Source organism: Serratia sp. TSA_198.1 (assembly GCF_052686505.1).
Genome location: NZ_JBQZFP010000001.1, coordinates 1,628,424 through 1,653,799, shown reverse-complemented (window position 1 = coordinate 1,653,799; position 25,376 = coordinate 1,628,424). Strand labels below are relative to the sequence as shown.

Here is a 25,376-nt window from a genome sequence, read left to right as displayed (position 1 = left end):
ATGAGTACCTTAACTTGTTTTAAAGCATATGATATTCGTGGGCAGTTGGGTGATGAACTGAACGAGGATATTGCCTACCGTATCGGCCGAGCTTATGGCGAGTATCTCAAACCGCAGCGTGTTATCGTCGGTGGTGATGTGCGGCTGACCAGTGAGGCCCTTAAACTGGCCCTTGCTAACGGGTTGCAGGATGCCGGCGCTGATGTGTATGACATTGGCATGAGTGGCACCGAAGAAGTCTATTTCGCGACTTTCCATCTCGGTATGGACGGGGGGATTGAGGTAACGGCCAGCCATAATCCAATGAATTACAATGGCATGAAACTGGTGCGAGCCAACGCACAACCAATTAGCGGTGATACCGGCCTGCTGGAAATTAAACAGCTGGCAGAGGCGAATGTTTTCCCTGCTGTTGCAGAAAACAGACGTGGCAATTATCAGAGAATATCGATTCTGACCGAGTATGTTGATCATCTGTTGGGATATATTGACACAGCGACACTGAAGCCGATGAAGCTGGTAATTAATTCCGGTAATGGCGCTGCAGGTCATGTTATCGATGAAATTGAACGCCGCTTTAAATGCAACAATGTTCCCGTAACCTTTGTGAAAGTACACCATCACCCGGATGGAAATTTCCCGAATGGTATTCCTAACCCGTTATTACCTGAATGCCGTGCCGACACCGCTAAAGCAGTACTTGAGCACCAGGCTGATATGGGGATAGCTTTCGACGGCGATTTCGACCGTTGCTTCCTGTTTGATGAGAAAGCCACCTTTATCGAAGGTTACTATATCGTTGGTCTTCTGGCTGAAGCTTTCTTGCAAACCAATCCAGGTTCCAAAATTATTCATGATCCGCGCCTTTCCTGGAACACGATTGATATTGTCAATCAGGCTGGCGGTGTACCGGTGATGTCTAAAACCGGGCATGCTTTTATCAAAGAACGCATGCGCAAAGAAGACGCCATCTACGGTGGCGAGATGAGCGCACATCATTACTTCCGAGATTTCGCTTATTGCGATAGCGGTATGATCCCTTGGCTTCTGGTAGCCAGCTTGCTCTCTGTCAAAGGCAAAGCGCTGAGTCAATTGGTGAAGGATCGCATGCATGCCTATCCGGCATCTGGCGAGATTAACCGCAAGCTGATTGACGCCAAAACTGCCATTGAGCGCGTTTTGAACGTCTATAAAAATGATGCTCTTGTTTTTGATATGACTGATGGCATTAGTCTTGAATTTGATGAATGGCGTTTTAATTTGCGAACCTCAAATACCGAGCCTGTCGTGCGTTTGAACGTTGAATCAAAGGGGAACGTTGAACTGATGCAGAAGAAAACTAAAGAAATTTTGGCAATCTTAGGCGGAGAATAACAATGAAAGAGATGTTATTAGCCATCTATGGTTATCGGGGTTTCATTTGGAGCAGTATTAAACGGGACTTTCAGTCCCGTTACCAGACCAGTATGCTGGGTGCGTTATGGTTGGTATTACAGCCGTTAGCCATGATTTTGGTTTATACGCTGGTGTTCTCTGAGGTAATGAAAGCCAGGATGCCTGATAATTCGGGACCTTTTGCTTACAGTATTTATCTTTGCTCTGGGGTTCTGACATGGGGACTATTTACTGAGATTCTTGATAAGAGTCAAAGTGTATTTATTACCAATGCCAATTTAATAAAAAAACTCAGTTTCCCTAAAATATGTTTGCCGGTGATCGTTACTGCTTCCGCAATTTTAAACTTCGCCATCATATTCAGCTTGTTTTTGGTCTTCCTTATATTTACTGGTAATTTCCCAGGTGTCTTATTCTTTTCCGTGTTACCGGTTTTGGCATTGCAAGTCCTGTTCACCGTTGGACTAGGAATGACTTTGGGGGTGATGAACGTCTTCTTCCGCGATGTCGGACAGTTTGTTGGTGTATTACTGCAATTCTGGTTCTGGTTTACACCTATCGTTTACGTATTGAACTCGTTGCCAGAATGGGCAAGAAAATCACTGATGTATAACCCAATGGCTAGAGTAATGCAGTCATACCAGTCGATATTTGCCTACCATCAGCAACCTAATTGGTACTCATTATGGCCGGTATTCGTACTGGCCATAATATTCTGCGCGTTTGGTATGAGACTGTTCAGGAAGCATGCAGCAGATATGGTGGACGAGTTATAATGAGTTATATCAAAGTACATAATGTTGGCAAGGCATACAAACAGTACGCATCTAAAACTGGGCGCCTGCTTGAATGGATTTCGCCATTTCATCCCGTCAAACATAAACTGAAATGGATCCTGCAGGACATCAGTTTTAACGTTGAGCCCGGCGAAGCGCTGGGGATTATTGGTATCAACGGCGCGGGAAAAAGTACATTATTGAAATTGATTACCGGGACGGCCAAACCTACCTGCGGCGATATTGCACTGTCTGGCCGTGTGGCCGCATTGCTGGAGCTCGGTATGGGCTTCCACTCTGACTTTACCGGTCGTCAGAACGTTTATATGTCCGGACAATTGCTGGGTATTTCCGTCGAAAAAATTTCGGAACTGATGCCGGAAATCGAGGCGTTTGCCGAAATCGGTGATTATATCGATCAACCAGTCCGAGTTTATTCAAGCGGCATGCAGGTGCGACTGGCATTCAGTGTAGCAACAGCAATTCGGCCAGATATTCTAATTGTCGATGAGGCATTGTCCGTCGGTGATGCCTACTTCCAGCACAAAAGTTTCGAACGGATACGCGAGTTTCGCAAATTAGGCACTACGCTTTTACTAGTTTCGCATGATAAACAGGCGATCCAAAGCATATGCGACAGGGCTATTTTGCTCAATAAGGGCAGGATAGAGATGGAGGGCGAGCCTGAATCTGTAATGGATTATTATAATGCATTGCTCGCTGACAAACAGAATCTGTCCATTCGTCAGGTTGAAAATAACGGAAAGTTACAGACCCTTTCCGGTTCTGGTGAAGCGAGTATCACTGATATTTGTCTGCTGAACGATGAAGGTAAAAGTATCGAAGTGGCTACGGTGGGACAGCCTGTTAGTCTGCAGGTGAAAGTGCACATTAATAAGGCGATCCCTGAGCTGGTCGTGGGGTATATGATTAAAGACCGATTAGGGCAACCGGTTTTTGGTACTAATACCCATCACCTGCGGCAGCCGTTGTTTGATCTGCAAGAGAATGATTTTAGAACATTTTTATTTTCATTCTCAGCCAATTTGGGTGTCGGATCCTATTCGGTTGCGGTAGCTCTACACACGTCAGGAACTCACGTTGGTAAGAATTATGAATGGCGTGACTTAGCGGTCGTTTTCAACGTTGTGAATTCAGACGAGAAAGATTTTGTTGGGGTAGCCTGGTTGCCTCCAAAGTTGGAGATTTTTGAATGAGTGATGATTTCTATCGCGTTTTTGAGGAAAAACATCGGGGTAGCGTACAGGACATTAAACAACGCTTATCCGTGTACCTTCCTTTCATCACAGAGTTGGCAAAAATTTACCCTTCGGCTGAAGTTGTCGATGTTGGCTGTGGGCGTGGAGAGTGGCTCGAAACCTTAAGGGATAATGCTATTCCGGCCATGGGTGTCGATCTTGATGATGGCATGCTCGAACGCGCCTTGCAGATCGGCCTGAACGTGAAGAAGATGGATTGCCTGGATTTTCTCCAACAGCAGGCAGACGCTAGCCTGCTGGCCATCACTGGTTTTCATATTGCCGAACATTTGCCCTTTGAGGTTTTACAGTCACTGGTAAAAGAGGCACTGCGGGTGCTTAAACCTGGTGGCCTGCTAATCCTGGAGACGCCAAATCCTGAAAATGTGAGCGTTGGAACCTGTTCTTTTTATATGGATCCCACCCACAACCATCCGTTACCCCCTGCACTGCTTGAGTTCATTCCAAACTATTACGGTTTTCTGAGAACTAAAATACTGCGCCTGCAGGAAAAAGCCGCGTTGAGAGACTCCGACTCGTCGATTTATTTGGTCGACGTGCTGAAAGGCGTTAGTCCAGATTATAGTTTGATTGCTCAAAAAGAGGCCGAGGAGTCGGTTGTCCGCGAGTTAGATCCTTATTTTGATAAAGAATATGGGATTACCCTCGATGGTCTGAGCCATCGCTATGATCAACGGTTGAATAGCCAATTTAAGCGAGTGGACAAGGCACAGAGTGCTCAGGCAGCGAAACTTAACGACGTGGGTAATCAATTGGAGCGTTTCCAGCACCACTTGGATAAATCGCATCAGGAACTGATGGCGGTGCATGCTCACAATCAAAGCCTGCAGCAACAACTCATTGATGTGCATGCTCACAATCATAGTATGCAACAACAACTCATTGATGTGCATGCCAGTAATTCTTGGCGTGTGACCTATCCATTGCGATGGGTTTCTTACCAGTTGCAGGCTATTCGAGATGAAGGAATTAAATCCCGGGGCCGCAAGGCGGTCAAAAAGGTTTTGAGGAAAACGATCAACACGGCTCTCGGGCTGTTCCATGAGCATCCAAAGTTCAAAGGCTTCGTACTTTCCAGCGCTAGAAGACTGGGCGTTTACCGGTTACTGCAATCTGTTTTCCGACGTGTTTTGAATTCCGCGCCTAACTATCACGCCGATCTTATGGCGAATGAACGTCATGTTGTTTATCAGGAGAATATGACGAGCAGGGCCATCGATTTGTATGAACAGTTAAAGAACGCAAATAATAAGAAGCACGGAGATTCATAATGCGTATTGTTATTGACCTGCAAGGGGCACAAACAGAAAGCCGCTTTCGTGGGATTGGCCGTTATACTATTTCGATCGCCAAAGCGATTATCCGCAACAACAGCCAACACGAAATTTTTATTGCGTTGTCTTCACTATTCCCGGAAACCATTGCTGACCTGAAGGCGCAATTTAGTCGCCTGGTTCCGGTCGAAAATATCGTGGTTTGGTATGCGCCTGGTCCGGTCCGAGCGATGGATAGGCACAATGCTTGGCGGAGCGAATGCGCGGAATATGTTCGCGAAGCTTTTTTACACAATCTTGAACCTGATGTCGTTTTCATTACCAGTTTGTTTGAAGGGCATGTGGATAATGCGGTGAGTTCGATTGCCAAACTCACACCTAAAACAAAAGTAGCGGTGTTGCATCATGATCTGATTCCATTGGTACAATCGGACGTCTACCTTCAGGATGAAGTTTATAAAGAATACTATCTAAAGAAAATCAATTGGTTGAAGAAAGCTGATCTGTTGCTTACCAACTCGGACTACACCTCTGCCGAGGTGATGGAGTGGTTGGATATCCCCGTTGACAAGGTGTGTACGATTTCTGCTGCGACAGAGGAGCATTTTGTTATCAGTAAGGCATCTGATAATGAATTTTCCGCTTTAAAACAGCGATACGGCATTATCCGTGATGTCGTGCTGTATGCTCCGGGCGGTTTCGATTCCCGTAAAAACTTCAAACGCTTGATTGAAGCCTACAGCAAATTATCGCCGGAATTGCGTGAAAAAAATCAGTTGGTCATCGTCAGCAAACTATCGGACAGCGATCGCAGCTACCTGAGATCAATTGCTGATAACGTACAGCTGCGTGATAACGAGATGATCTTGACCGGATATGTTTCGGAACAAGATTTGGTCGTTTTTTATCAGTTGGCCAAGCTGTTTGTTTTTGCTTCGCTGCATGAAGGGTTTGGCCTGCCGATTTTGGAAGCCATGACGTGTGGCGCGGCGACTATCGGCTCTAACGTAACCAGTATCCCGGAAGTGATCGGTTACGCCGATGCGCTATTTGATCCTTATTCGGTGGAGTCAATTAAAGAGAAGCTTCATCAGGCTTTGAGTGATGAAATTTTCTTCGACAAGCTGAAGCAGCACGCGATGGAACAGGCCAGCAAGTTCTCGTGGGACAAGGCGGGAATTACCGCCTTGTCCCGCTTTGAACAGTTGGTTTCCGATGCCGGGGATGTGATGGCTGAGACTGTAACATCATCACAATTGATCGCTGCCATCTCCGCGATCAAATGTCGCGAAGAGCCTACAGATAACGATTTGCGCTCAACCGCCGAGGCGGTGGATCGAAATGTCAAACGGCTGGAGCTGCAGCATATTGATTTAGCTGCGTTATCTTGGCGTGTAGAAGGGCCTTATGACAGCTCCTATAGTTTGGCTCTGGTGAATCGAGAATTCTCTCGTGCGCTCAATCGGGATAATGTTGAGGTTCTGCTGCATTCGACGGAAGGGCCGGGGGACTTTGCCCCCAGTGAAACTTTCCTGAATGATGAGAGTAATGCGGATCTGAAGGAATATCATCACCGGGTTCGGAAACGGGGTGATCAACCGGTTAACATATTGAGCCGCAACCTTTATCCGCCACGTGTCAGTGACATGATGGCTGATGTGAAGCTCCTGCATTGCTATGCCTGGGAAGAAAGCGGTTTTCCGCAAGGTTGGATCAATAACTTCAATCGTGAGCTGGATGCGATCCTTTGTACCTCAGAGCATGTGCGTAAAGTATTAATTGATAATGGTACCAAGGTTCCCGTGTTTAATGTAGGGAACGGTTGTGAGCATTGGGAGCGTATCCAGTCCGCTAAGCAACCGCAGCTTAACGCCAAGACATTCAGGTTCCTGCATGTCTCTTCGTGTTTCCCGCGCAAAGGCGTTCAGGCGATGCTGGCGGCCTATGGGGCTGCTTTCACCGCCAAGGATGATGTTTCCCTGATTATTAAAACCTTCGCTAATCCGCACAATGAAGTGCAGGCTTGGCTGAAGCAAGCCCAGAAGCAGCATGTCGACTTTCCTAACGTCATTATTATCGAACAGGATATGCCGGAGCAGGAACTGAAGGCGCTCTACGAGTATTGCGATGTGTTGGTGGCGCCAAGTTGTGCCGAAGGGTTTGGTTTGCCGATTGCGGAGGCCATGCTGAGTGGTTTGCCGGCGATCACCACCGACTGGAGCGGGCAGCTTGATTTTTGTACGCAGGAAAACTCATGGCTGGTTGATTACCGTTTTGAGCGAGCGAAGACTCATTTTGGTCTGTTCTCTTCGTCATGGGTCAGTGTCGATGTCGAAAATTTGGCAGAGGCAATGAAGCAGGCCGCCGCTACCGAAAAAACGCAGTTATCAGCTATGGCGTCAAAAGGTCGCGAGCTTATTCTTCGTGAGTTTACCTGGGACGATGTCGCACAGCGATCGACTGCGGCAGTTGGCGCGTTGCGTAAGCATTTTGATGTCGCGCAAGAGGAAGCTCGTATTGGTTGGCTCTCGACATGGAATACAAAATGCGGCATTGCTACCTACTCACAACATCTGGTTGCCGACATGCCCAGCGATCAGATCGTGATTTTTGCACCTACAGCAAATGATCTGGTTCATGCGGATGAAAGTAATGTTTTGAGGAACTGGGTGGTTGGCAAAGAAAATAACTATCTTGATGCCTTGGATGCTCAGATCGAAACTCTGCGTTTGAATACTCTCGTTATCCAGTTTAACTACGGGTTCTTTAACCATCGCGAGCTATCGGCCTTTATCGAAAGGCACCACCTGGCGGGTCGGGTTATCATTATGGCCATGCATTCGACAGTCGATCCACTGGAAAAAGAGCCGCATTGGAACTTCCGGTTGTCAGAAATGACTGACGCGCTGAAAATGTGCGATCGTTTGTTGGTGCATTCTATTACCGACATTAACCGCCTGAAACAACTGGGTCTGGTCAATAATGTGACCCTATTCCCGCACGGGGTGATTAATTATCTCACACAGGCGCCGGTGGCCGCCAAACGTAATGCACTACCGCTGGTGGCTAGCTACGGTTTTTGCTTGCCTCATAAGGGATTGAAAGAGCTTATCGAGGCGGTGGCACACCTTAAAAAGGTGGGGAAACCTATCCGGTTAAGGCTGGTTAATGCAGAATATCCCGTCAGTGAATCTGCTGCCCTAGTGCGCGAACTTAAAGCGACTGCGGCCAACCTGAAAGTTGAAGATCTGGTAGAGATGCATAACGATTTTCTTGATGACAAAGAAAGTTTGCGTCTGCTCTCTGATGCTGATGTGTTGGTTTTCGCTTATCAAAATACGGGTGAGTCAGCCAGTGGCGCGGTACGGTATGGCATGGCGACACATAAGCCAGTGGCAGTTACGCCGCTAGCCATCTTTGACGATCTTGGCGATGCTGTCTTCAAGTTTAAGGGGACCTCGGTAACGGATGTTGCTGAAGGTATTTCCGAAATTATTTCTGATATCGCTAAAAACTCGGAGTATGCAGTTGAAACGCAACGACGTGCGGATGCGTGGTGCGAACAGCATGATTATCATGCCGTTGCCAGAAGGCTTGAAAATATGTGTACGGGTTTGTTAAGAGCAAAGTACTTCAAGTAGCCTCTTGGTTTTAGCCCCTTCAATGCAGTAGGAGTAGTTTTACCCTGCTGCATTGAACCTATTATGTTGAAAGCATAATATTCCATGGAATATGACTCTAGATGAAAATAATTCTTTCTGTTGAGCCAATCAAGTTTCCGCTGACGGGCATAGGGCGTTATACCTATGAGTTGGCAAAGGGCTTGCAAAGTAGCAACGAAATTGAAGAGCTTCATTTTTTTTCCAGTACTCGCTTTTTATCAGATATTCCTACAGCAAAAAATACATCTGATGGGGGGCACCGGTTAAAAAGAATTGTGCAAAGCAACTCGCTGGCTATTGAAGCCTATAGATTGCTGATGCCGCAGCTCAAAAAAAAGGCGTTGCGTGGCTATGAGCGCTGCCTTTACCATGGCCCTAACTTTTTTCTCCCTCCTTTTGAAGGCCCCTCCGTTGCAACGTTTCATGATCTTTCTCCCTTTAAATGGGAGCACTGCTTTGATCCCAAAAGGAACCGTTTTACCAAGAAAGAAATATTAAGCGCGTTGTCCCGCGCCAATGGTCTCATAACGGTATCGAACTATATTCGTAATGAGATTCATGAATATTTTGACTACCCGCTTGAAAAAATTCATACGGTCCATCTGGCAAGCTCTCCTGATTTTTACCCGCGCAAGGCAGAGCAGGTGTCCAGCGTTTTAAAAAAATTTGGTTTAGGCTATAAAGCCTTCACCTTATTTGTTGGTACCATTGAGCCGAGAAAGAATATCCTTTCCTTAATTAATGCCTATAGAAACTTACCTAGCGAGCTACGCACTCGCTATCCGTTAGTTCTCTCCGGTTATAAGGGATGGCGTAATGATGACATCATGCAGGAAATCGAAAAAGGACAGCGTGAGGGCTGGCTTAAACATCTGGGTTTTGTTGCCGCAGAAGAATTACCGTTATTGTACTCTGCCGCCAACCTCTTCGTTTTTCCTTCGCATTATGAAGGTTTCGGGCTCCCTGTATTGGAAGCAATGAGTTCAGGAACCCCGGTCGTCTGTTCCAACAGTTCCTCTTTGCCGGAGGTGGTGGGCAACGCGGCTTTGACCCATGCTCCAGATGATATCAGTTCATTGACACAGCTCATCATCAGGGGCCTGACTGATGAACAGTGGCGTAAAGAAGCTGTCGAGCTAGGGTTGTCAAATGCAGCAACGTTTTCCTGGCAAAGTTGCACTCGTAAAACTTTAGATGTTTATCAAAAACTGGCCAATAATGATTAAAGTACTTCATTTTTATAAAACTTATTATCCAGATTCTTTCGGCGGCATCGAGCAAGTGATATATCAGCTTGCTGAAGGTGGTGTCGAGAAAGGCATATCGACAGAGGTTCTGTCTGTGACGCCTGCGGATAAGGATAGTTGCGAAGTTATTTCACAGCATACCGCCCATAAAGTCAGACAAGATTTTAGCATCGCGTCTAACCCTTTCTCGCTTCGCGTCATAAAGAAGTTTAAAGAGCTCAGCGAACAAGCGGATCTTATTCACTACCATTTCCCTTGGCCTTACATGGACCTGGTGCACTTCCTGTCTGGGGTTAAGAAACCGACGGTAGTCAGCTATCATTCTGATATAATTAGACAAAAAAACCTTCTGTGGCTCTATAAACCGCTGATGTACCTTTTTTTGCGTAAGATAGATTGTATTGTTGCGACGTCGCCGAACTATGTTGCCACCAGTGACGTATTGGAAACCTTCAAAGACAAAGTCACCGTAATCCCGATTGGCCTGGACAAAGCGACGTATCCCTTACCGGAACAGAGTCGGCTTGATAAATGGCAACGGCAGATCGGCGAGCCTTTCTTCCTGTTTATCGGTACGCTGCGTTATTACAAAGGTTTACATATCCTGCTTGAGGCTGCCATTGGCGCAGCCTATCCGATCGTGATTGTAGGGGCAGGGCCGATAGAAAGTGAATTGCGCGAACAGGCCCAAAATTTGGGGCTGAAAAACGTCCATTTTCTTGGGGCGTTGCCGGATGAGGATAAAACGGCACTGTTGATGCTGTGTTATGGCATTGTGTTTCCTTCACATTTGCGTTCAGAGGCATTTGGCATATCGCTGCTGGAAGGCGCCATGTACCGAAAACCTATGATTTCCAGTGAAATCGGCACTGGCACCACCTTCATTAATATCGATAACCAGACCGGGGTGGTGATTCCCCCATCGGATCCCTCGGCCTTGCGAAAAGCCATGGATAAGTTGTGGGCCAATCCAGAGTTGGCAGAACTGTTCGGCAATAAGGCGTATGAGCGCTACGAGGAAATGTTTACTTCCAAGCAAATGGTTGAGGAGTATACGAAAATCTACAGATCCCTGCTGGGACGCCAAAGCGAGCTCGACTGAAACAGGTTGGATGGCGTCCTGTTGGTCTTAGACGGTTGCTTGTTTTGTGAACTATGTCAGGCAGTTACTGAAAATTTAAACGAGATATGTGACCTATCGCACCAATCACTACCCACGTGGAGCCATCCTGAGTTAACATGTTTGCCACATCAAAAACCTGTTGGCCATGGGCCGTTAACAGGTGTCATCCTCAGACAGGAGTTCCTAAATGTCCAAGCAACAAATCGGCGTTGTCGGCATGGCGGTGATGGGCCGCAATCTGGCACTGAACATCGAAAGCCGTGGTTATACCGTTTCCATCTTTAACCGCTCAGGCGACAAGACTGACGAAGTTATTGCTGAGAATCCGGGCAAAAACCTGGCGCCGTTCTACACCGTCGAAGAGTTTGTCGAATCGCTGGAAAAACCACGCCGCATTTTGCTGATGGTGAAGGCGGGTGAAGCGACAGACAAAACCATTGCTTCCCTGACTCCGCACCTGGATAAAGGTGACATTCTGATCGACGGTGGCAACACCTACTATCAGGACACCATCCGTCGTAACCGCGAACTGTCTGATCAAGGCTTCAACTTCATCGGTACCGGCGTTTCCGGTGGCGAAGAGGGCGCGTTGAAAGGGCCTTCAATCATGCCTGGCGGCCAGAAAGAAGCTTATGAGCTGGTGGCGCCAATCCTGAAGAAGATCGCTGCGGTTGCCGAAGGCGAGCCTTGCGTGACCTACATCGGCGCTGACGGTGCCGGCCACTACGTGAAGATGGTGCACAACGGCATCGAATACGGCGACATGCAGCTGATCGCAGAAGCCTATTCCCTGTTGAAACAGGCGCTGAACCTGAACAACGAAGAGTTGGCTGAGACCTTCGCCGAGTGGAACAAAGGCGAACTGAACAGCTACCTGATCGACATCACCAAAGACATCTTCACCAAGAAAGACGAAGAAGGTAAATACCTGGTTGATGTGATCCTGGATGAAGCGGCCAACAAAGGCACCGGCAAATGGACCAGCCAGAGCTCTCTGGATCTGGGCGAACCGCTGTCTCTGATCACCGAATCCGTTTTCGCACGTTACCTGTCCTCACTGAAAGACCAACGCGTTGCCGCGTCTAAAGTGCTGACCGGTCCTAAAGCTGCGCCAGTCAGCGGCGACAAAGCTGAATTCATCGAGAAAGTGCGCCGTGCGCTGTACCTGGGCAAAATCGTTTCTTATGCGCAGGGCTTCTCTCAGTTGAAAGCGGCTTCTCAGGAAAATAACTGGGATCTGCACTACGGCGATATCGCCAAGATCTTCCGCGCCGGTTGCATCATCCGCGCTCAGTTCCTGCAGAAAATCACCGACGCTTACGCAGACAATGCCGACATCGCCAACCTGCTGCTGGCGCCATACTTCAAGCAGATCGCTGACGAATATCAGCAAGCGCTGCGTGATGTGGTGTCCTACGCGGTGCAGAACGGCATCCCAACGCCGACCTTCTCTGCCGCCATCGCGTACTACGACAGCTACCGTTCAGCCGTTCTGCCAGCCAACCTGATCCAGGCGCAGCGCGACTACTTCGGTGCCCACACTTACAAACGTATCGACAAAGAAGGCGTATTCCATACCGAATGGATGGAATAATCCCGACGTTTGAAGCATAAAAAAAGCCGCCGGCATTAAACCCGGCGGCTTTTTTATTTCCCGCTGCACGCGCATAAATCAGGGGCAAATATCTTTACCCCCTGTGAGTCAGGATTATTTCTGGTGCCGCTCGCGCAGCCGGCCAATCACCTTGCTCAAATCCAGATCCTGATCCTGCAGCAGCACCAGCAGGTGATAAATCAGATCTGAAGCCTCGTTGGTCAACTCTTCACGATCGTTCACCGTTGCGGCCAGCGCGGTCTCCACACCTTCTTCGCCAACTTTCTGCGCAATGCGCTTGGTGCCGCTGGCGTACAGGCTGGCGGTGTAAGAGCTGTCCGGGCTGGCGGTCTTGCGTTCCGCCAACAGTTGCTCCAACTGATACAGAAAACCCCAATCGCTGGTGGCCGGGTGGAAGCAGCTGCTGTTGCCCAGGTGGCAGGTTGGGCCAATCGGGTTGGCCAAAATCAACAGCGTATCGTTGTCGCAATCGGGGGTGATGCTGACCACATTCAGGAAATGGCCGGAGCTTTCGCCCTTGGTCCACAGTCGCTGTTTGGTGCGAGAGAAAAAGGTGACCTTGCCGCTCTGTTCGGTGGTGGCCAGCGCTTCCTGGTTCATATAACCGAGCATCAGCACTTCGCCGGACACGGCGTGCTGAACGATAACCGGCAGCAGGCTCCCGGTTTTTTCCCAGTCCAGCTGGTTTCTTTGTTGTTCTGTTAACACACGCGAATCTCCACGCCAAGGTCTGCCAGGAACTTTTTCAGTTCGCCGATATTAATGATTTGCTTGTGGAACACCGAAGCGGCCAGTGCGCCGTCGACGTCCGCATCGCGAAACGCTTCCAGAAAGTGTTCCATGGTGCCCGCACCGCCGGAGGCAATCAGCGGCACTTTGCACACGTCTCTCACCCGCCGGAGCTGTTCCAGATCGTAACCGTTGCGCACGCCGTCCTGATTCATCATGTTCAGCACAATCTCGCCGGCGCCACGTTTTTGCACTTCCTTAACCCAGTCCAGGGTTTCCCACTCTGTGACGCGGGTGCGGCTTTCGTCGCCGGTGTATTGATTAACGTGATACTTGCCGGTGTCGGCTTCGAACCAGGTATCAATCCCTACCACGATGCACTGCACGCCAAAGCGATCCGCCAGGCGGCTAATCAACGTCGGGTCGGCCAGCGCCGGTGAGTTAATGGAAATCTTGTCGGCGCCGAAAGAGAGGATCTGGCTGGCATCTTCCAGGCTTTTAATCCCGCCGGCGACGCAGAAGGGAATATCGATCACCTCCGCCACGCGCGACACCCAGCTCTTGTCTACCACCCGGCCATCGCTGGAGGCGGTAATATCGTAGAACACCAACTCGTCCGCGCCTTCTTGCGCATAGCGTTGCGCCAACGGCACGATATCGCCGATGATCTCATGGTTGCGGAACTGCACGCCTTTCACTACCTGCCCGTCTTTCACATCCAGACAGGGAATTATCCGTTTTGCCAGCATGCGATAGCCTCCTCAACGCTAAATTTACCTTCCAGCAGGGCGCGGCCTACGATGACGCCCTCAACGCCGCTGCCGCGTAACTGGGCGATATCATCCAGGTTGCCGATACCGCCCGATGCCTGGAAGGCGATCTGCGGATAGCGACGGCTGATTTCCTGATACAGCGCCACGTTAGAGCCGGCCAACGTGCCGTCACGCGAAATGTCGGTGCACAGCACATGCTTCAGGCCGTAGGGCAGGAACTGCTCGACCACCTGTTCCAGCGTGGCGTCGGAGTTCTCCTGCCAGCCGCTGATCGCCACGTGCTTGGTACCTTCGGCGTCGATGCGTACATCCAGCGCCAGCACCAGGGCTTCCGCGCCGTAGCGTTCGAACCAACCCTGCACCAGTTGCGGCTGTTTGACCGCCGTGGAACCGATGACGACCCGAGTCGCGCCCGCCTCGAGCAGGGCCGAGACGTCCTGCTCGGTGCGAATACCGCCGCCGACCTGTACCGGTACGTCAACCCCTGCCAGCAGTTTGCGCAGCAGCGGGATCTGGCGCGCCGCCGGATCCTTGGCGCCAGTCAAGTCGACCAGATGCAAGACTTGCGCGCCCTGTTGTTGATAGTCCTGCAGACGTGAGCGCGGATCGTTGCCGTAGTCGCGCTGCTGACCATAATCGCCCTGATGCAAACGCACCACGTTACCGTCGATCAAATCCAAAGCCGGAATAATCATGCTGCCTACATCTCCAGAAAGTTTTTCAACAGCTGCGCGCCGGCCGCTCCAGATCGCTCTGGATGAAACTGCACGCCGAAGAAATTGTCTTTTTGCACGGCGGCGGTGAAGGGCTCGCCGTAGTTCGCCTGGGCGATGGTGCTTGAGCATATCGGCATCGCATAGCTGTGAACGAAGTAAAAGTAGGCACCGTCTTCGATACCGCGGAACAGATGGTGACCCGCCTGCGCGGAAACCTGATTCCAGCCCATGTGCGGCAACGGCAGACCGAAGTCGGTCATCTGCACCACCGGCGTGTCGATAATGCCCAGCGTGTTGATGCCGCCGCTTTCTTCGCTGCTTTTCGCCAGCAACTGCATGCCGAGGCAAATACCCAGCACCGGCTGGGTGCAGGCTTTGATCAGATCAATCAGCTCGCGCTCTTTCAATTGATCCATCGCCGCCTGCGCGGTGCCGACGCCCGGCAGGAACAGCTTGTCGGCGCGCAGCACGATCTCCGGATCACGGCTCACCTCCGGCTGGTAACCCAACCGCTGCACCGCATAGGTGACAGACGAAAGGTTGGCGCAGCCGGTGTCCAGAATCACCACGTTCATCACAGCACTCCTTTCGAACTCGGGAGGGTGTTGCCCTCAACGCGGATCGCCTGGCGCAGCGTGCGGCCAAACACTTTGAACAGGCTTTCGACCCGGTGGTGGTCGTTTTTGCCTTTGGTTTTCAGGTGCAGTGTGCAGCCCATGGTGTATGACAGCGAACGGAAGAAGTGTTCGACCATTTCGGTGCTGAGATCGCCGACGCGCTGGTAGTTGAACTCGGCTTTATATTCCAGGTGCGGGCGGCCGGAGATATCCAGCGCGCAGCGCGCCAGGCACTCGTCCATTGGCAGCACGAAGCCGAAACGGGCGATGCCGCGCTTGTCGCCCAGCGCTTTGTTCAAGGCTTCGCCGAGCGCCAGGCCGGTGTCTTCTACCGTGTGGTGATCGTCGATATACAGGTCGCCTTTCACGTCGATGTCCATGCGGAAGCCGCCGTGGGTGGCGATCTGATCCAGCATGTGGTCGAAGAAGCCGACGCCGGTCTTGATCTTGCTGCCGCCTTCGCGATCCAGCCAAACGTTGACGTCGATCTGCGTTTCTTTGGTGACGCGATTAACCCGCGCGTGGCGGTCACGTTGGGTCAATTGGCGAGTGATCTCTTTCCAGCCCAACGTGTCGCGCTGATAGCGCAGCCCCTGAATACCCATGTTTTCCGCCAACTGAACGTCGGTCGGGCGATCGCCGATCACATAGCTGTGGGCGGTATCCATCACGCCCGGCTCCAGATAGCCTTTCACCAGCGCGGTCTTCGGCTTGCGGCAGTCGCAGTTGTCCGCCGGCAGATGCGGACAGATCAGGATATCTTCAAAGTGAACGCCCTGTGAGCTGAGGATCTGCATCATCAGGCCATGTGGCGCATCGAAGGTTTCCTGCGGGAAACTGGCGGTGCCGAGGCCATCCTGATTGGTGATCATCACCAGTTGGTAACCGGCCTGCTGCAAACTCAACAGCGAAGGGATCACGTCCGGCTCCAGCGCCAGCTTGTCCAGGCGATCGACCTGGAAGTCTTCCGGCGGTTCAGCAATCAGCGTACCGTCACGATCAATAAAGAGGAATTTCTGGCTCACATTGGCTCCTGGCGAGTCTTGGTTGCTCCGGGCAGGGCTGACAGCGCATCAACGACACGCCGGCATTCGTCGCGGGTGCCTATGGTGATGCGCAGGCAACCGGACAACCCAGGCTGTTTATTTTGGTCTCTTAAGATAATGCCCTGATCCCATAAGGTTTTAAACACATTACTTGATGCAGTGAATCGTGCCAGCAGGTAATTGCTGTCGCTGGTGAAAACCTGTTCAACGCAGGCGCAGTTTTCCAGTTCGCGTTGCAGCCAACTGCGGTTGGCCGAGATCTCGGTAACGCGCTGACGCATGGTGCGGATCCCTTCGGTGCTGAGCGCCTGAGCGGCGATGTCGGCCACTGGCGTCGACAGCGGGTAGGGTGCAATCACCTTAAGCAGCAGGGTAATGAGATCTTCATTAGCCAACGTAAAACCACAGCGCAGGCCGGCCAGCGCGAAGGCCTTCGACAGAGTGCGCAGGATCGCCAGGTGCGGGTAGTCTTTTAACCAACCGGCGCAGCTTGCCTGGGGGCAGAATTCGATATAGGCCTCGTCAATCGCGACGATCGCCTTGCCTTTGGCCATCTCCAACAGCGTGCGCAGGTCGTCGGGATCGATCAGATTGCCGGTCGGGTTGTTCGGGCTGCAGACATAAATCAGTTTCACGTTGTCCAGGCTGTCGGCGATAGCCGGCAAATCCAACTGCCAGTCCTGTTTGGCCGCTACGGTGCGGCGCTCCACGCCGAAGGTTTCGGCGCTGACGGCGTACATGCCGTAGGTCGGCGGACAGAACAAAATAGCGTCTTTGCCCGGCTCGCAGAACGCGCGAATCAGCAGTTCGATGCCTTCATCTGCCCCACGGCTGACCAGCACCTGATCCTTGTTAACCCCGGCGTAATCGGCGTAGCGCTCGATCACCAGCGCGGGCTGGCACTCCGGGTAACGGTTAAAGGTTTGAGCGGTCAGTTGGAATTCCGGCGCGGTCGGGTATTCGTTGGCATTCAGCCACACGTCGCCGTTGCCGCCCAGGCGGCGTGCCGATTGATAAGGGGTCAGCTCGCGAACGTTGGCGCGTGCCAGATTTTCTATGCTCATGCTTGCTCCTTCAGGGCGGCAACGCGCAGGGTGACGGCGTTTTTGTGGGCAATCAATTGCTCGGCGGTGGCCAGCGTTTCAATGGTGGCCGCCAGATTCATAAAGCCCTGCGGCGTCAGTTCCTGCACCGTCATGCGTTTCTGGAAATCCGCCAGGCCCAGGCTGGAACAGGTGGCGGTATAGCCATAAGTCGGCAACACGTGGTTGGTACCGGAAGCGTAGTCACCGGCGGACTCCGGCGACCAGTCGCCAAGGAACACCGAACCGGCGCTGGTGATGCTGTCGACCAGCTCGCGGGCGTTACGGGTCTGAATGATCAGGTGTTCCGGGCCATATTGGTTGCTGATGGCAATGCACTCGGCCAAATCTTTGGCGACGATCAGTCGGCTGCTGGCCAGCGCCTGACGGGCGGTTTCGGCGCGCGGCAACTGAGCTAACTGTTGCTCCACCGCAACGGCCACCGCCTGCGCCATGGCCGCGTCCGGGGTCAGCAGGATCACCTGGGAGTCTGGGCCGTGTTCCGCCTGCGACAGCAGGTCAGAGGCGACAAACGCCGGAGTGGCGCCGCTGTCGGCGATCACCAGCACTTCGGAAGGGCCGGCTGGCATATCGATAGCTGCACCGTCCAGCCGTTGACTGATCTGGCGTTTGGCTTCGGTGACAAAGGCATTGCCCGGTCCGAAGATTTTCGCCACCCGTGGCACGGAATCGGTGCCGAACGCCATGGCGGCAATTGCCTGCGCCCCACCCACCTGAAAGACTTCCCGCACACCGCACAACTGCGCGGCATAGAGAATTTCGTCGGCAATCGGCGGCGGCGAACAGAGCACCACGCGGCGGCAGCCGGCGATGCGCGCCGGGGTTGCCAGCATCAGCACGGTAGAAAACAGCGGTGCGGAACCGCCAGGAATATACAGGCCGACGGAGTCGATCGGGCGGGTTACCTGCTGGCAGCGTACGCCAGGTTGGGTTTCCACATCGACCGGCGGCAGTTGTTGCGCATTGTGGAAGGTTTCCACATTGGCCACCGCCACCGCCATCGCCTGCTTGACCTCGTCACTCAGGCGAGGGCCGGCTGCGGCGATTTGTTCTGCGGTGACGCGTAGCGCGCCAACGTCGGTTTTATCAAATTTGGCGCTGTAGTCACGCAGTGCCTGGTCACCCTTGGCCTTCACGTTGTCGAGGATTTCGCGCACCGTGCGGGTGATGCTGTCTTCGGCTGCGATCGCCGGGCGCATCAGCAGTTCTGCCCGTTGTTGCTCGCTGCAGTCCGCCCAATTGACGAGGGTATTGAAGGTCGACATGGCGTTACTCCATCATCTTCTCAATTGGCAGCACCAGAATGGAGCTGGCACCGAGCGCTTTCAGTTTCTCCATGGTTTCCCAGAACAGGGTTTCACTGCTGACCATGTGCATTGCCACGCGGTTTTGCGCGCCGGCCAGCGGCAGAATGGTAGGGCGCTCGGCACCCGGCAGCAGCGCGACGATTTCGTCCAGGCGCTCGCTCGGCGCGTGCAGCATGATGTATTTGGATTCACGTGCCTGGATCACGCCCTGAATACGGGTCATCAGGCGATCGATCAGCTGTTGTTTCGCCTCCGGCATTTCGCCGTCGCGCTGGATCAGGCAGGCTTTGGAGCGGTAAATCACTTCGACTTCACGCAGGCCGTTGGCTTCCAGCGTTGCGCCGGTAGAGACCAGATCACAGATAGCGTCGGCCAGACCGGCGCGCGGTGCCACTTCGACGGAACCGTTCAGCAGGCAAGATTTGAAACGTACGCCCTGTTTGTCGAGGTATTGCTTCAGCAGGTGCGGGTAAGAGGTGGCGATGCGGGAGTCTTGCAGGCTTTGCGGGCCGTTGTATTCACTGTCGAGCGGTGCGGCCAGCGACAGGCGACAGCCGCCGAAGTCCAGGCGGCGCAGGGTGAAGTAACGTGGGTCTTCGCCCTGGGCGCGACGGGTGAGCAGCTCTTCTTCCAGCACGTTCTCACCGATGATGCCCAGATCAACCACGCCATCCATGACCAGCCCTGGGATATCGTCATCACGCACGCGCAGGATATCAATCGGCATATTCTCGGCGAAGGCAATCAGGCGTTGTTGTTGCAGGTTGATTTTGATCCCGCAACGCGCCAGCAGTTCCTGGGATTCATCACTCAGGCGGCCTGATTTCTGCATTGCTATCCGTAAACGTGTTTTGTCCAGCATGGTAACCTCTGTTTTAATCTGTAATTTTATGAATTTATTGTAAAAATTATTTTTCTGTCTGTCCGGAGCCAAAAAAAAACCCTCGGAAGAAATCTTCCGAGGGCTCTCTCTTGCATTCTGCGCGCCACTGGAAGATTAAAAAACCGTCTCCCAGCACACATCGCCTGAAAGACTAGTCAGGATGATGGTGATGATGGTGGTTGAACTGAATGCGTGTCATGGTGTTTTCTCTGTAAAATGTCGGTACAAACCGAATTGCTAATTAACCTAAACTATCCGCTGTCTGTCGCGCAACCCTTTTTTACAGTCATAAATTTAATTTATTGAAACAGGGTGGGTTATTAGCTAGACACGGTTTTACCTAAGCTTAAGCAGGGTGGATTGTATCACCTCACGGAGTGGCGTAGCCTTAATGGGCAGAGCGCTGCGATCTTCAAGAGAGGAAGATAATGAAAAAGGTAGCCATTATTGGTCTGGGCTGGCTGGGGATGCCGCTGGCCCTGTCGCTGATGAGCCGTGGGTTTGACGTGGTCGGCAGTAAAACTACGCCGGATGGTGTCGAGGCCGCGCGCATGAGCGGGATTGAATGTTATCGGCTGGAAATGACGCCTGATCTGATTTGCGATCCGGACGATCTGGAGCCGTTGCTGAGTGTCGATGCGCTGGTGGTGACGCTGCCCGCTCGCCGTACCGTAGAAGGCAGCGAAAACTACTTCAATGCGGTTTGCATGCTGGTGGACAGCGCGATGGCCTTTGGCGTGTCGCGCATCATTTTTACCAGTTCAACCTCGGTGTATGGCGAAACTGCCGGCACGGTGCGCGAAGATTCTCCGCTGAGGCCGGTGACGCCCTCTGGGCGTGTGTTGGCGGAGCTTGAGCGCTGGCTGCATGAACTGCCCAACACCTCGGTGGATATTTTGCGTCTGGCGGGGCTGGTTGGCGCGGATCGTCACCCTGGCCGTTTCCTGGCCGGTAAAGTAGACGTCAAGGGCGGCTCGCAAGGGGTTAATTTGGTACATCAGGATGATGTGATTGCGGCCATTCAACTGCTGCTGAAGCTGCCGAAAGGCGGCCACGTTTATAATCTGTGCGCGCCGGCCCATCCGACCAAGCGCGAATTCTACCCGGCGCTGGCGGAGCAGTTGCATCTGGCCCCGCCACAGTTTGCCGCCGAGAGCGAGCAGGGCGGTCGGCTGGTGGACGGCAGCCGCATCTGCAACGAACTGGGGTTTGAGTACCAGTACCCGGATCCGGCACGTATGCCGGTCAACTAATTCGCCTCTCAAGCCCCGCTGTCGCGGGGTTTGTTTTTTGCGCTTCCCGCGCCAATTGATTTAAATCCTCCAGTAACGCGGTCAACGCCTCCTTCGGCTGGCCGGGCCGTGTCACCAGGTTTAACGCCGCCTGATATGAGAGCGCTTGCCCACCCAATTGTTTCAATACCCCTTGTTCCACCCAGCGCGCAGCGTAATGGGTCGGCAGGTAGCCGAGATATTCCCCGCTAAGCACTAAATGGGCAACGCTTTCCATATGGTGGGCAACCGCGCCGAGGTTTAAAGGTGCGATAGGGCACAGCCGTTGCGCCAGCAGATAGCCACGTTTAACCCAGCGTGCATTTTCGATCTGTTCGCGGTTCGGTTGCTCGACGGTAAACAGCGGATGATCGCTGCTGCAATAAATCGCCTGCGTTTCCTGGAGCCACGGCTGATACTGCAATTCATTCAACTGCTGGCCAAAGTACCCGATCCCCAGATCGAGCTGTTGATTCAGCAGCCCCTGTTCGAGTTCGGCGGGGGCGCAAATCCGGCACTGCAACTGAACATCCTGATGCCGGTGCTGAAAATGTTTGATGGCGCTACTGAACGGATTGCCCGGCAGCGACACCAGGTTATCCACCAGGCCGATCTGCAGATCGCCGGTCAGCAACCCATTTAGCGACTGGCTGACCCGGGTAAAGTCGCGTGCCGCGTTGAACAGACTGCGGCAGGCGATCAGTATGCGTTCCCCTTTCGGGGTCAGCATAAAACCGGAGCGGCCACGTTGGCACAGGCGAAAACCCAGCCGGGCCTCCAACGTGGCGAGGTGGGTGCTGATGGTCGACTGATTCATCAACAGCGTCTCCTGGGCGGCGCTGACGCCCTGGGCTTCGGCTACGGCGACAAAAACCCGCAGCAGTCTGAGATCGATATCGCTTAGGTTGGTGAGCACCTTTCCCTCCGCAAGAATAGCCGGCCGTTAACCCTCTGATAACATCATCGCAATGGGCATCCAAGGTTGGAAGCCTGCGTTCATATGTCATGGATTTGAAATAAAAATCAATAGTTCAATGTGTTACTGGCATCGGCGTTTTCGATGCTTACATTCCAAAGATGGAATGGTAGCCCTTTCTGGCGGCGGGTAGCCTGTGTTTGTTATCTGAATGTTGGCATTTTCGACGTCTGAGAAAAGGAAAAAACATGTTGAATCAACCCCAGAGCGGTAATGAGATGCCGCGTTTTGCGGGCATCCCCACCATGATGCGCCTGCCCGTAGCCGATGATGCCCAGGGGCTGGCTGCGGCCTTTGTCGGCATTCCTCTCGATATAGGCACCTCGAATCGCAGTGGAACGCGCTACGGGCCACGGCAAATTCGCCAGGAGTCGGTGATGCTCCGTCCCTACAACATGGGCACCGGCGCCGCGCCTTTTGAGCGGCTGCAAGTCGCCGATTTAGGTGATATCGCCATTAATCCTTACAGCCTGGAGGACAGCGTTCGTCGCATTGAGCTGGCCTATAACGGCATTTTGTCCCACGGTTGCGTTCCGCTGACGCTGGGGGGCGATCACACGCTGACGCTGCCGATCCTGCGCGCCGTGGCCCGTCGTTATGGTCCGGTTGGGTTAATCCACGTTGATGCCCACTCCGATACCAACGAGGAGATGTTTGGCGAAAAACTGGCTCATGGCACCACTTTTCGCCGCGCCTATGAAGAGGGGCTGCTGGCGCCGCAGCGGGTGGTGCAAATTGGTCTGCGCGGCAGCGGTTATGCGGCGGACGATTTTGATTGGTCGCGGCGGCAGGGGTTCCGTGTGGTGCCTGCGGAAGCCTGCTGGTATCGCTCGCTGGCGCCGTTGATGGCGGAGGTGCGCGAGCAAATGGGCGATGCCCCGGTCTATCTCAGCTTCGACATCGATGGACTGGATCCGGCGTTTGCACCAGGCACAGGTACGCCGGAGGTCGGTGGGCTGTCGGTTTGGCAGGGGCTGGAGATCGTCAGAGGGTGCAGCGGGGTGAATCTGGTTGGCGCCGATGTGGTGGAGGTGTCGCCTCCCTACGATCGTTCCGGTAACACCGCGCTGCTGGCGGCAAACCTGCTGTTTGAAATGCTGTGCGTTCTGCCTGACAGATAAGACGCTGCGAACCTGGACCGGCGGAGCCGTTGCGCCTGAGTTCACATAACAACAAGCCTACGGAGTTGCCGATGAATCTCGATCTGCTGGTAGTGGTGTTTTATTTTTTGGTGATAGGGGCGGTGGGCTGGCTTGGCGTTCGCCGCGCCACCACCAAGGACGATTATCTGGTTGCCGGCCGCAATCTGGGGCCGGGGCTGTATCTTGGTACGTTGTCCGCCGTGGTGCTCGGCGGCGCGTCAACCATCGGCAGCGTCAAACTGGGTTACACCTATGGCATATCCGGCGTGTGGCTGTGCGGCGCGCTGGGAGCAGGAATTGTGGTCCTGAGCACGGTGCTGGCCAAGCCGTTGCTCCAGCTAAAGTTGTATACCGTCAGCCAGGTGTTGGCGCGCCGCTATCACCCGGCCGCCAGGGTCACCAGCGGCGCCATCATGTTGGCGTATGACCTGATGGTGGCGGTGACCTCGATTATCGCCATCGGCAGCGTGATGCAGGTGATGTTTGATCTGCCTTTTGCCACGTCAATTCTGTTGGGGGGCGGTTTGGTGGTGCTCTATTCTACGCTGGGCGGCATGTGGTCACTGACGCTCACCGATATCATCCAGTTTATCATCATGACCGTCGGCATGATGCTGGTGCTGATGCCGATGAGTATCGTCAAGGCCGGCGGCTGGGAAGCCTTCGGCAACCTGTTGCCGGCCGGTTATTATCAGCTGTCGTCCATCGGCCTGGACACCATACTGGTGTTTTTCCTGATCTACTTCTTTGGCATCCTGATTGGTCAGGATATCTGGCAGCGGGTATTTACCGCCCGCAGCGCCAATGTCGCGCGCTATGCCGGCCTGGGGGCCGGGGTCTACTGTGTGCTGTATGGCGTCACAGGTGCGTTGATCGGCATGGCGGGCAAGATTGTCCTGCCGCAGTTGGCCAACACCGACGGCGCCTTTGCCGCCATCGCTCAGGCGGTATTACCGGCAGGCGTTAGCGGGTTGGTGGCCGCCGCCGCCCTGGCTGCGCTGATGTCAACCGCCAGCGCATGCCTGCTGGCTTCTTCCACCATCGCGCTGGAAGACGTGTTGCCGGCGATCCGCAAGCAGCCTTCGGGCGGGCTGGCGGCCGGACGATTGACCACCCTGATCATGGGCGTGATTATGCTGGGGCTGGCGTTTCTGGTACGGGATGTCATGGCGGCACTGACGCTGGCCTATAATCTGCTGGTGGGCGGCATGCTGATCCCGCTGGTCGGGGCGATTTTCTGGCAGCGAGCCACCAGTACCGGCGCTATCGCGAGCATGTTGGCCGGTAGCCTGTGCGTGTTGGGGCTGATGTATTATCACGGCATCGAGGCCAACAGCCCGATTTACGGCGGGCTGCTGGCGGGCGGTGTAGCCTTTGTGCTTGGTAGCCTGTTGACCCGGCAAAACCCGCAACCGCAGGTACAGTCTGAGTAATTTGGAAAAACGGGGTTGCCGTTTACAACCAGCCGGATTTCTTCAGTTTCTGATACAAGAAGAAACAGCCGGCGACGGTCACCGCGAGGGTGGCGTGGTAGGCCCAAGGGAATTTCAGCTCGGGCATGTCGGCAAAGTTCATGCCGTACAGGCTGAAAACCACGGTAGGGATCGCCAGGATCGCCCCCCAGCCCGCCAGCCGTTTCACCACTTCGTTCTGTTTAACGGTGACCAGCGCCAGGTTCACGTGCATCGCATTGGTCAGCATTTCGCGCATGTCGTCGATGTTGCTGACCACCTGACGTGCATGATCCTGAACGTCCCGCACGTAGGCACGCAGTTCCTTCGGGATCACCTCTTCATGCAGGCGAATGAGTTGATTACAGATTTCGTCCATCGGCCACGCGGCATTGCGCAGCGCCAGCAGGTGCCGCCGCAGGGTATAGACGTTCTCAATGGCGGCTTGATCAAACTCCGATTTGAACATGTTGGCTTCGATGCCTTCGATGCTCGCCTCGAATTTGGCCACTACGGTGCGGTAGTTATCCACCACAAAGTCCAGCACCGAATACAGTGCAAAGCCGGGCCCGTGGCACAGCTGCTTCTGGTTTTCCTCCGCTTTGGCTCTGATCGGCGCATAGCTGGGTGACGCCCCGTGGCGCACCGTGACCAAAAAGTTTTTACCCACGAAGAAGTGGGTTTCACCGTACTCGACTTCGTTCTCGCCCCACTGCGCGGTTTTGACCACGATAAACAGCGAATCGCCGTAGGCTTCGAGCTTGGGCCGTTGGTGGGCGCACAGCGCATCCTCAATCGCCAGATCGTGCAGACCAAACTCTTCCTGCACCTTGCGCATAAAGGCGTCCTCCGGCTGCCAAAGCCCGAGCCAGACGAAGGTATCCGGCTGTTTGACCACGTCGCTGATGTCATCAATGGTCACTTCACCCAGCCGTTTACCGGCTTTGTACGCCACGCTGTTCACAACCATGGTTGCGGTTTCCATCAGGC

22 protein-coding genes and 1 other annotated feature are annotated in these 25,376 nt (G+C 53.4%); of the genes, 11 read left to right on the top strand and 11 right to left on the bottom strand.

The genetic code is table 11. The annotated features are described in order from the left end of the window. The 8 genes from cpsG (at position 1) to gndA (ending at position 12,351) form a co-directional block, all read left to right on the top strand. A complete protein-coding gene (gene cpsG / locus ACUTSW_RS07930; protein WP_445584093.1) occupies positions 1 to 1,374 on the top strand; it encodes a phosphomannomutase CpsG in 1,374 nt (457 codons plus the stop codon). Between the two features lie 11 nt (positions 1,375 to 1,385). Continuing rightward, positions 1,386 to 2,171, top strand: coding sequence for an ABC transporter permease (locus ACUTSW_RS07925; RefSeq protein ID WP_445584458.1), 786 nt, complete (start codon positions 1,386 to 1,388; stop codon positions 2,169 to 2,171). Continuing rightward, complete coding sequence (locus ACUTSW_RS07920) at positions 2,171 to 3,388, top strand: ABC transporter ATP-binding protein (RefSeq protein ID WP_445584092.1); 1,218 nt, start codon at positions 2,171 to 2,173, stop codon at positions 3,386 to 3,388. The genes ACUTSW_RS07925 and ACUTSW_RS07920 overlap by 1 nt, the downstream gene beginning before the upstream one ends. Beyond that, entirely contained in the window at positions 3,385 to 4,722 is a 1,338-nt protein-coding gene (locus tag ACUTSW_RS07915; protein WP_445584091.1) for a class I SAM-dependent methyltransferase, read from the top strand. Before ACUTSW_RS07920 ends, ACUTSW_RS07915 begins: the two co-directional genes overlap by 4 nt. After that, on the top strand, positions 4,722 to 8,366 hold the full coding sequence (locus tag ACUTSW_RS07910) for a glycosyltransferase (protein ID WP_445584090.1): 3,645 nt from the start codon (positions 4,722 to 4,724) through the stop codon (positions 8,364 to 8,366). The genes ACUTSW_RS07915 and ACUTSW_RS07910 overlap by 1 nt, the downstream gene beginning before the upstream one ends. Positions 8,367 to 8,467: 101 nt before the next feature. Then, positions 8,468 to 9,613 (top strand): glycosyltransferase family 4 protein, encoded by a 1,146-nt coding sequence (locus tag ACUTSW_RS07905; protein ID WP_445584089.1) that lies wholly within the window; start codon positions 8,468 to 8,470, stop codon positions 9,611 to 9,613. Next, positions 9,606 to 10,736: a glycosyltransferase family 4 protein gene (locus ACUTSW_RS07900; RefSeq protein WP_445584088.1), complete on the top strand. Its 1,131-nt coding sequence runs from the start codon at positions 9,606 to 9,608 to the stop codon at positions 10,734 to 10,736. Before ACUTSW_RS07905 ends, ACUTSW_RS07900 begins: the two co-directional genes overlap by 8 nt. A gap of 208 nt (positions 10,737 to 10,944) precedes the next feature. After that, the gene (gene gndA / locus ACUTSW_RS07895; RefSeq protein WP_062870323.1) at positions 10,945 to 12,351 is read left to right on the top strand and encodes an NADP-dependent phosphogluconate dehydrogenase; all 1,407 of its coding nucleotides are present in this window, start codon (positions 10,945 to 10,947) and stop codon (positions 12,349 to 12,351) included. A 114-nt stretch (positions 12,352 to 12,465) separates the two neighbouring features. Here the strand turns inward: gndA and hisIE are convergent, their stop codons facing one another. From hisIE to hisL, 9 genes are all read right to left on the bottom strand, one after another. Further along, positions 12,466 to 13,080 (bottom strand): bifunctional phosphoribosyl-AMP cyclohydrolase/phosphoribosyl-ATP diphosphatase HisIE, encoded by a 615-nt coding sequence (gene hisIE, locus ACUTSW_RS07890; protein WP_445584087.1) that lies wholly within the window; start codon positions 13,078 to 13,080, stop codon positions 12,466 to 12,468. Beyond that, on the bottom strand, positions 13,074 to 13,850 hold the full coding sequence (gene hisF, locus ACUTSW_RS07885; protein ID WP_062791475.1) for an imidazole glycerol phosphate synthase subunit HisF: 777 nt from the start codon (positions 13,848 to 13,850) through the stop codon (positions 13,074 to 13,076). Before hisF ends, hisIE begins: the two co-directional genes overlap by 7 nt. Next, a complete protein-coding gene (hisA, locus tag ACUTSW_RS07880) occupies positions 13,832 to 14,569 on the bottom strand; it encodes a 1-(5-phosphoribosyl)-5-[(5-phosphoribosylamino)methylideneamino]imidazole-4-carboxamide isomerase (RefSeq protein WP_004942443.1) in 738 nt (245 codons plus the stop codon). The genes hisF and hisA overlap by 19 nt, the downstream gene beginning before the upstream one ends. A gap of 5 nt (positions 14,570 to 14,574) precedes the next feature. After that, positions 14,575 to 15,165, bottom strand: a complete 591-nt coding sequence (gene hisH / locus ACUTSW_RS07875) for an imidazole glycerol phosphate synthase subunit HisH (protein WP_006324441.1) — start codon at positions 15,163 to 15,165, stop codon at positions 14,575 to 14,577. After that, positions 15,165 to 16,232 carry a bifunctional histidinol-phosphatase/imidazoleglycerol-phosphate dehydratase HisB gene (gene hisB / locus ACUTSW_RS07870; protein WP_006324442.1) on the bottom strand — a complete coding sequence of 356 codons (1,068 nt, stop codon included), beginning with the start codon at positions 16,230 to 16,232 and terminating at the stop codon, positions 15,165 to 15,167. Before hisB ends, hisH begins: the two co-directional genes overlap by 1 nt. After that, positions 16,229 to 17,317 carry a histidinol-phosphate transaminase gene (gene hisC, locus ACUTSW_RS07865; protein ID WP_445584086.1) on the bottom strand — a complete coding sequence of 363 codons (1,089 nt, stop codon included), beginning with the start codon at positions 17,315 to 17,317 and terminating at the stop codon, positions 16,229 to 16,231. The genes hisB and hisC overlap by 4 nt, the downstream gene beginning before the upstream one ends. Next, positions 17,314 to 18,621: a histidinol dehydrogenase gene (gene hisD, locus ACUTSW_RS07860; protein WP_063199858.1), complete on the bottom strand. Its 1,308-nt coding sequence runs from the start codon at positions 18,619 to 18,621 to the stop codon at positions 17,314 to 17,316. Before hisD ends, hisC begins: the two co-directional genes overlap by 4 nt. Before the next feature lie 4 nt (positions 18,622 to 18,625). Then, positions 18,626 to 19,525 carry an ATP phosphoribosyltransferase gene (gene hisG / locus ACUTSW_RS07855; RefSeq protein WP_004942454.1) on the bottom strand — a complete coding sequence of 300 codons (900 nt, stop codon included), beginning with the start codon at positions 19,523 to 19,525 and terminating at the stop codon, positions 18,626 to 18,628. Between the two features lie 70 nt (positions 19,526 to 19,595). Next, positions 19,596 to 19,722, bottom strand: a sequence feature (His leader region). Next, the gene (gene hisL, locus ACUTSW_RS07850) at positions 19,698 to 19,745 is read right to left on the bottom strand and encodes a his operon leader peptide (RefSeq protein ID WP_110605893.1); all 48 of its coding nucleotides are present in this window, start codon (positions 19,743 to 19,745) and stop codon (positions 19,698 to 19,700) included. (Overlaps the previous feature by 25 nt.) A 229-nt stretch (positions 19,746 to 19,974) precedes the next feature. On the opposite strand from hisL, the gene ACUTSW_RS07845 reads away from it, so the two are divergent. After that, the gene (locus ACUTSW_RS07845) at positions 19,975 to 20,799 is read left to right on the top strand and encodes an SDR family oxidoreductase (RefSeq protein ID WP_062870331.1); all 825 of its coding nucleotides are present in this window, start codon (positions 19,975 to 19,977) and stop codon (positions 20,797 to 20,799) included. Here ACUTSW_RS07845 and ACUTSW_RS07840 read toward each other — a convergent pair. Then, the gene (locus tag ACUTSW_RS07840) at positions 20,792 to 21,733 is read right to left on the bottom strand and encodes a LysR family transcriptional regulator (RefSeq protein ID WP_445584085.1); all 942 of its coding nucleotides are present in this window, start codon (positions 21,731 to 21,733) and stop codon (positions 20,792 to 20,794) included. The two genes, ACUTSW_RS07845 and ACUTSW_RS07840, sit on opposite strands and share 8 nt — an antisense overlap. Before the next feature lie 248 nt (positions 21,734 to 21,981). On the opposite strand from ACUTSW_RS07840, the gene speB reads away from it, so the two are divergent. Both speB and ACUTSW_RS07830 read left to right on the top strand, forming a co-directional pair. Next, positions 21,982 to 22,914, top strand: coding sequence for an agmatinase (speB, locus tag ACUTSW_RS07835; RefSeq protein ID WP_063199851.1), 933 nt, complete (start codon positions 21,982 to 21,984; stop codon positions 22,912 to 22,914). Between the two features lie 71 nt (positions 22,915 to 22,985). After that, positions 22,986 to 24,368, top strand: coding sequence for a sodium:solute symporter (locus ACUTSW_RS07830; protein WP_445584084.1), 1,383 nt, complete (start codon positions 22,986 to 22,988; stop codon positions 24,366 to 24,368). 22 nt (positions 24,369 to 24,390) lie between these two features. Here ACUTSW_RS07830 and ACUTSW_RS07825 read toward each other — a convergent pair whose 3' ends face one another. Next, a complete protein-coding gene (locus tag ACUTSW_RS07825; RefSeq protein WP_445584083.1) occupies positions 24,391 to 25,371 on the bottom strand; it encodes a magnesium and cobalt transport protein CorA in 981 nt (326 codons plus the stop codon). Positions 25,372 to 25,376: the final 5 nt, after the last annotated feature.

What these genes read in the sequence shown, in the direction of transcription:
- hisG (WP_004942454.1), bottom strand. Translation starts at nt 19,525, where the DNA reads ATGCTGGACAAAACACGTTTACGGATAGCAATGCAGAAATCAGGCCGC.
- hisC (WP_445584086.1), bottom strand. Translation starts at nt 17,317, where the DNA reads ATGAGCATAGAAAATCTGGCACGCGCCAACGTTCGCGAGCTGACCCCT.
- hisA (WP_004942443.1), bottom strand. Translation starts at nt 14,569, where the DNA reads ATGATTATTCCGGCTTTGGATTTGATCGACGGTAACGTGGTGCGTTTG.
- cpsG (WP_445584093.1), top strand. Translation starts at nt 1, where the DNA reads ATGAGTACCTTAACTTGTTTTAAAGCATATGATATTCGTGGGCAGTTG.
- ACUTSW_RS07920 (WP_445584092.1), top strand. Translation starts at nt 2,171, where the DNA reads ATGAGTTATATCAAAGTACATAATGTTGGCAAGGCATACAAACAGTAC.
- ACUTSW_RS07830 (WP_445584084.1), top strand. Translation starts at nt 22,986, where the DNA reads ATGAATCTCGATCTGCTGGTAGTGGTGTTTTATTTTTTGGTGATAGGG.
- hisD (WP_063199858.1), bottom strand. Translation starts at nt 18,621, where the DNA reads ATGTCGACCTTCAATACCCTCGTCAATTGGGCGGACTGCAGCGAGCAA.
- hisF (WP_062791475.1), bottom strand. Translation starts at nt 13,850, where the DNA reads ATGCTGGCAAAACGGATAATTCCCTGTCTGGATGTGAAAGACGGGCAG.
- hisH (WP_006324441.1), bottom strand. Translation starts at nt 15,165, where the DNA reads ATGAACGTGGTGATTCTGGACACCGGCTGCGCCAACCTTTCGTCTGTC.
- gndA (WP_062870323.1), top strand. Translation starts at nt 10,945, where the DNA reads ATGTCCAAGCAACAAATCGGCGTTGTCGGCATGGCGGTGATGGGCCGC.
- ACUTSW_RS07900 (WP_445584088.1), top strand. Translation starts at nt 9,606, where the DNA reads ATGATTAAAGTACTTCATTTTTATAAAACTTATTATCCAGATTCTTTC.
- ACUTSW_RS07915 (WP_445584091.1), top strand. Translation starts at nt 3,385, where the DNA reads ATGAGTGATGATTTCTATCGCGTTTTTGAGGAAAAACATCGGGGTAGC.
- ACUTSW_RS07925 (WP_445584458.1), top strand. Translation starts at nt 1,386, where the DNA reads ATGTTATTAGCCATCTATGGTTATCGGGGTTTCATTTGGAGCAGTATT.
- speB (WP_063199851.1), top strand. Translation starts at nt 21,982, where the DNA reads ATGTTGAATCAACCCCAGAGCGGTAATGAGATGCCGCGTTTTGCGGGC.
- ACUTSW_RS07845 (WP_062870331.1), top strand. Translation starts at nt 19,975, where the DNA reads ATGAAAAAGGTAGCCATTATTGGTCTGGGCTGGCTGGGGATGCCGCTG.
- ACUTSW_RS07905 (WP_445584089.1), top strand. Translation starts at nt 8,468, where the DNA reads ATGAAAATAATTCTTTCTGTTGAGCCAATCAAGTTTCCGCTGACGGGC.
- ACUTSW_RS07825 (WP_445584083.1), bottom strand. Translation starts at nt 25,371, where the DNA reads ATGGAAACCGCAACCATGGTTGTGAACAGCGTGGCGTACAAAGCCGGT.
- ACUTSW_RS07910 (WP_445584090.1), top strand. Translation starts at nt 4,722, where the DNA reads ATGCGTATTGTTATTGACCTGCAAGGGGCACAAACAGAAAGCCGCTTT.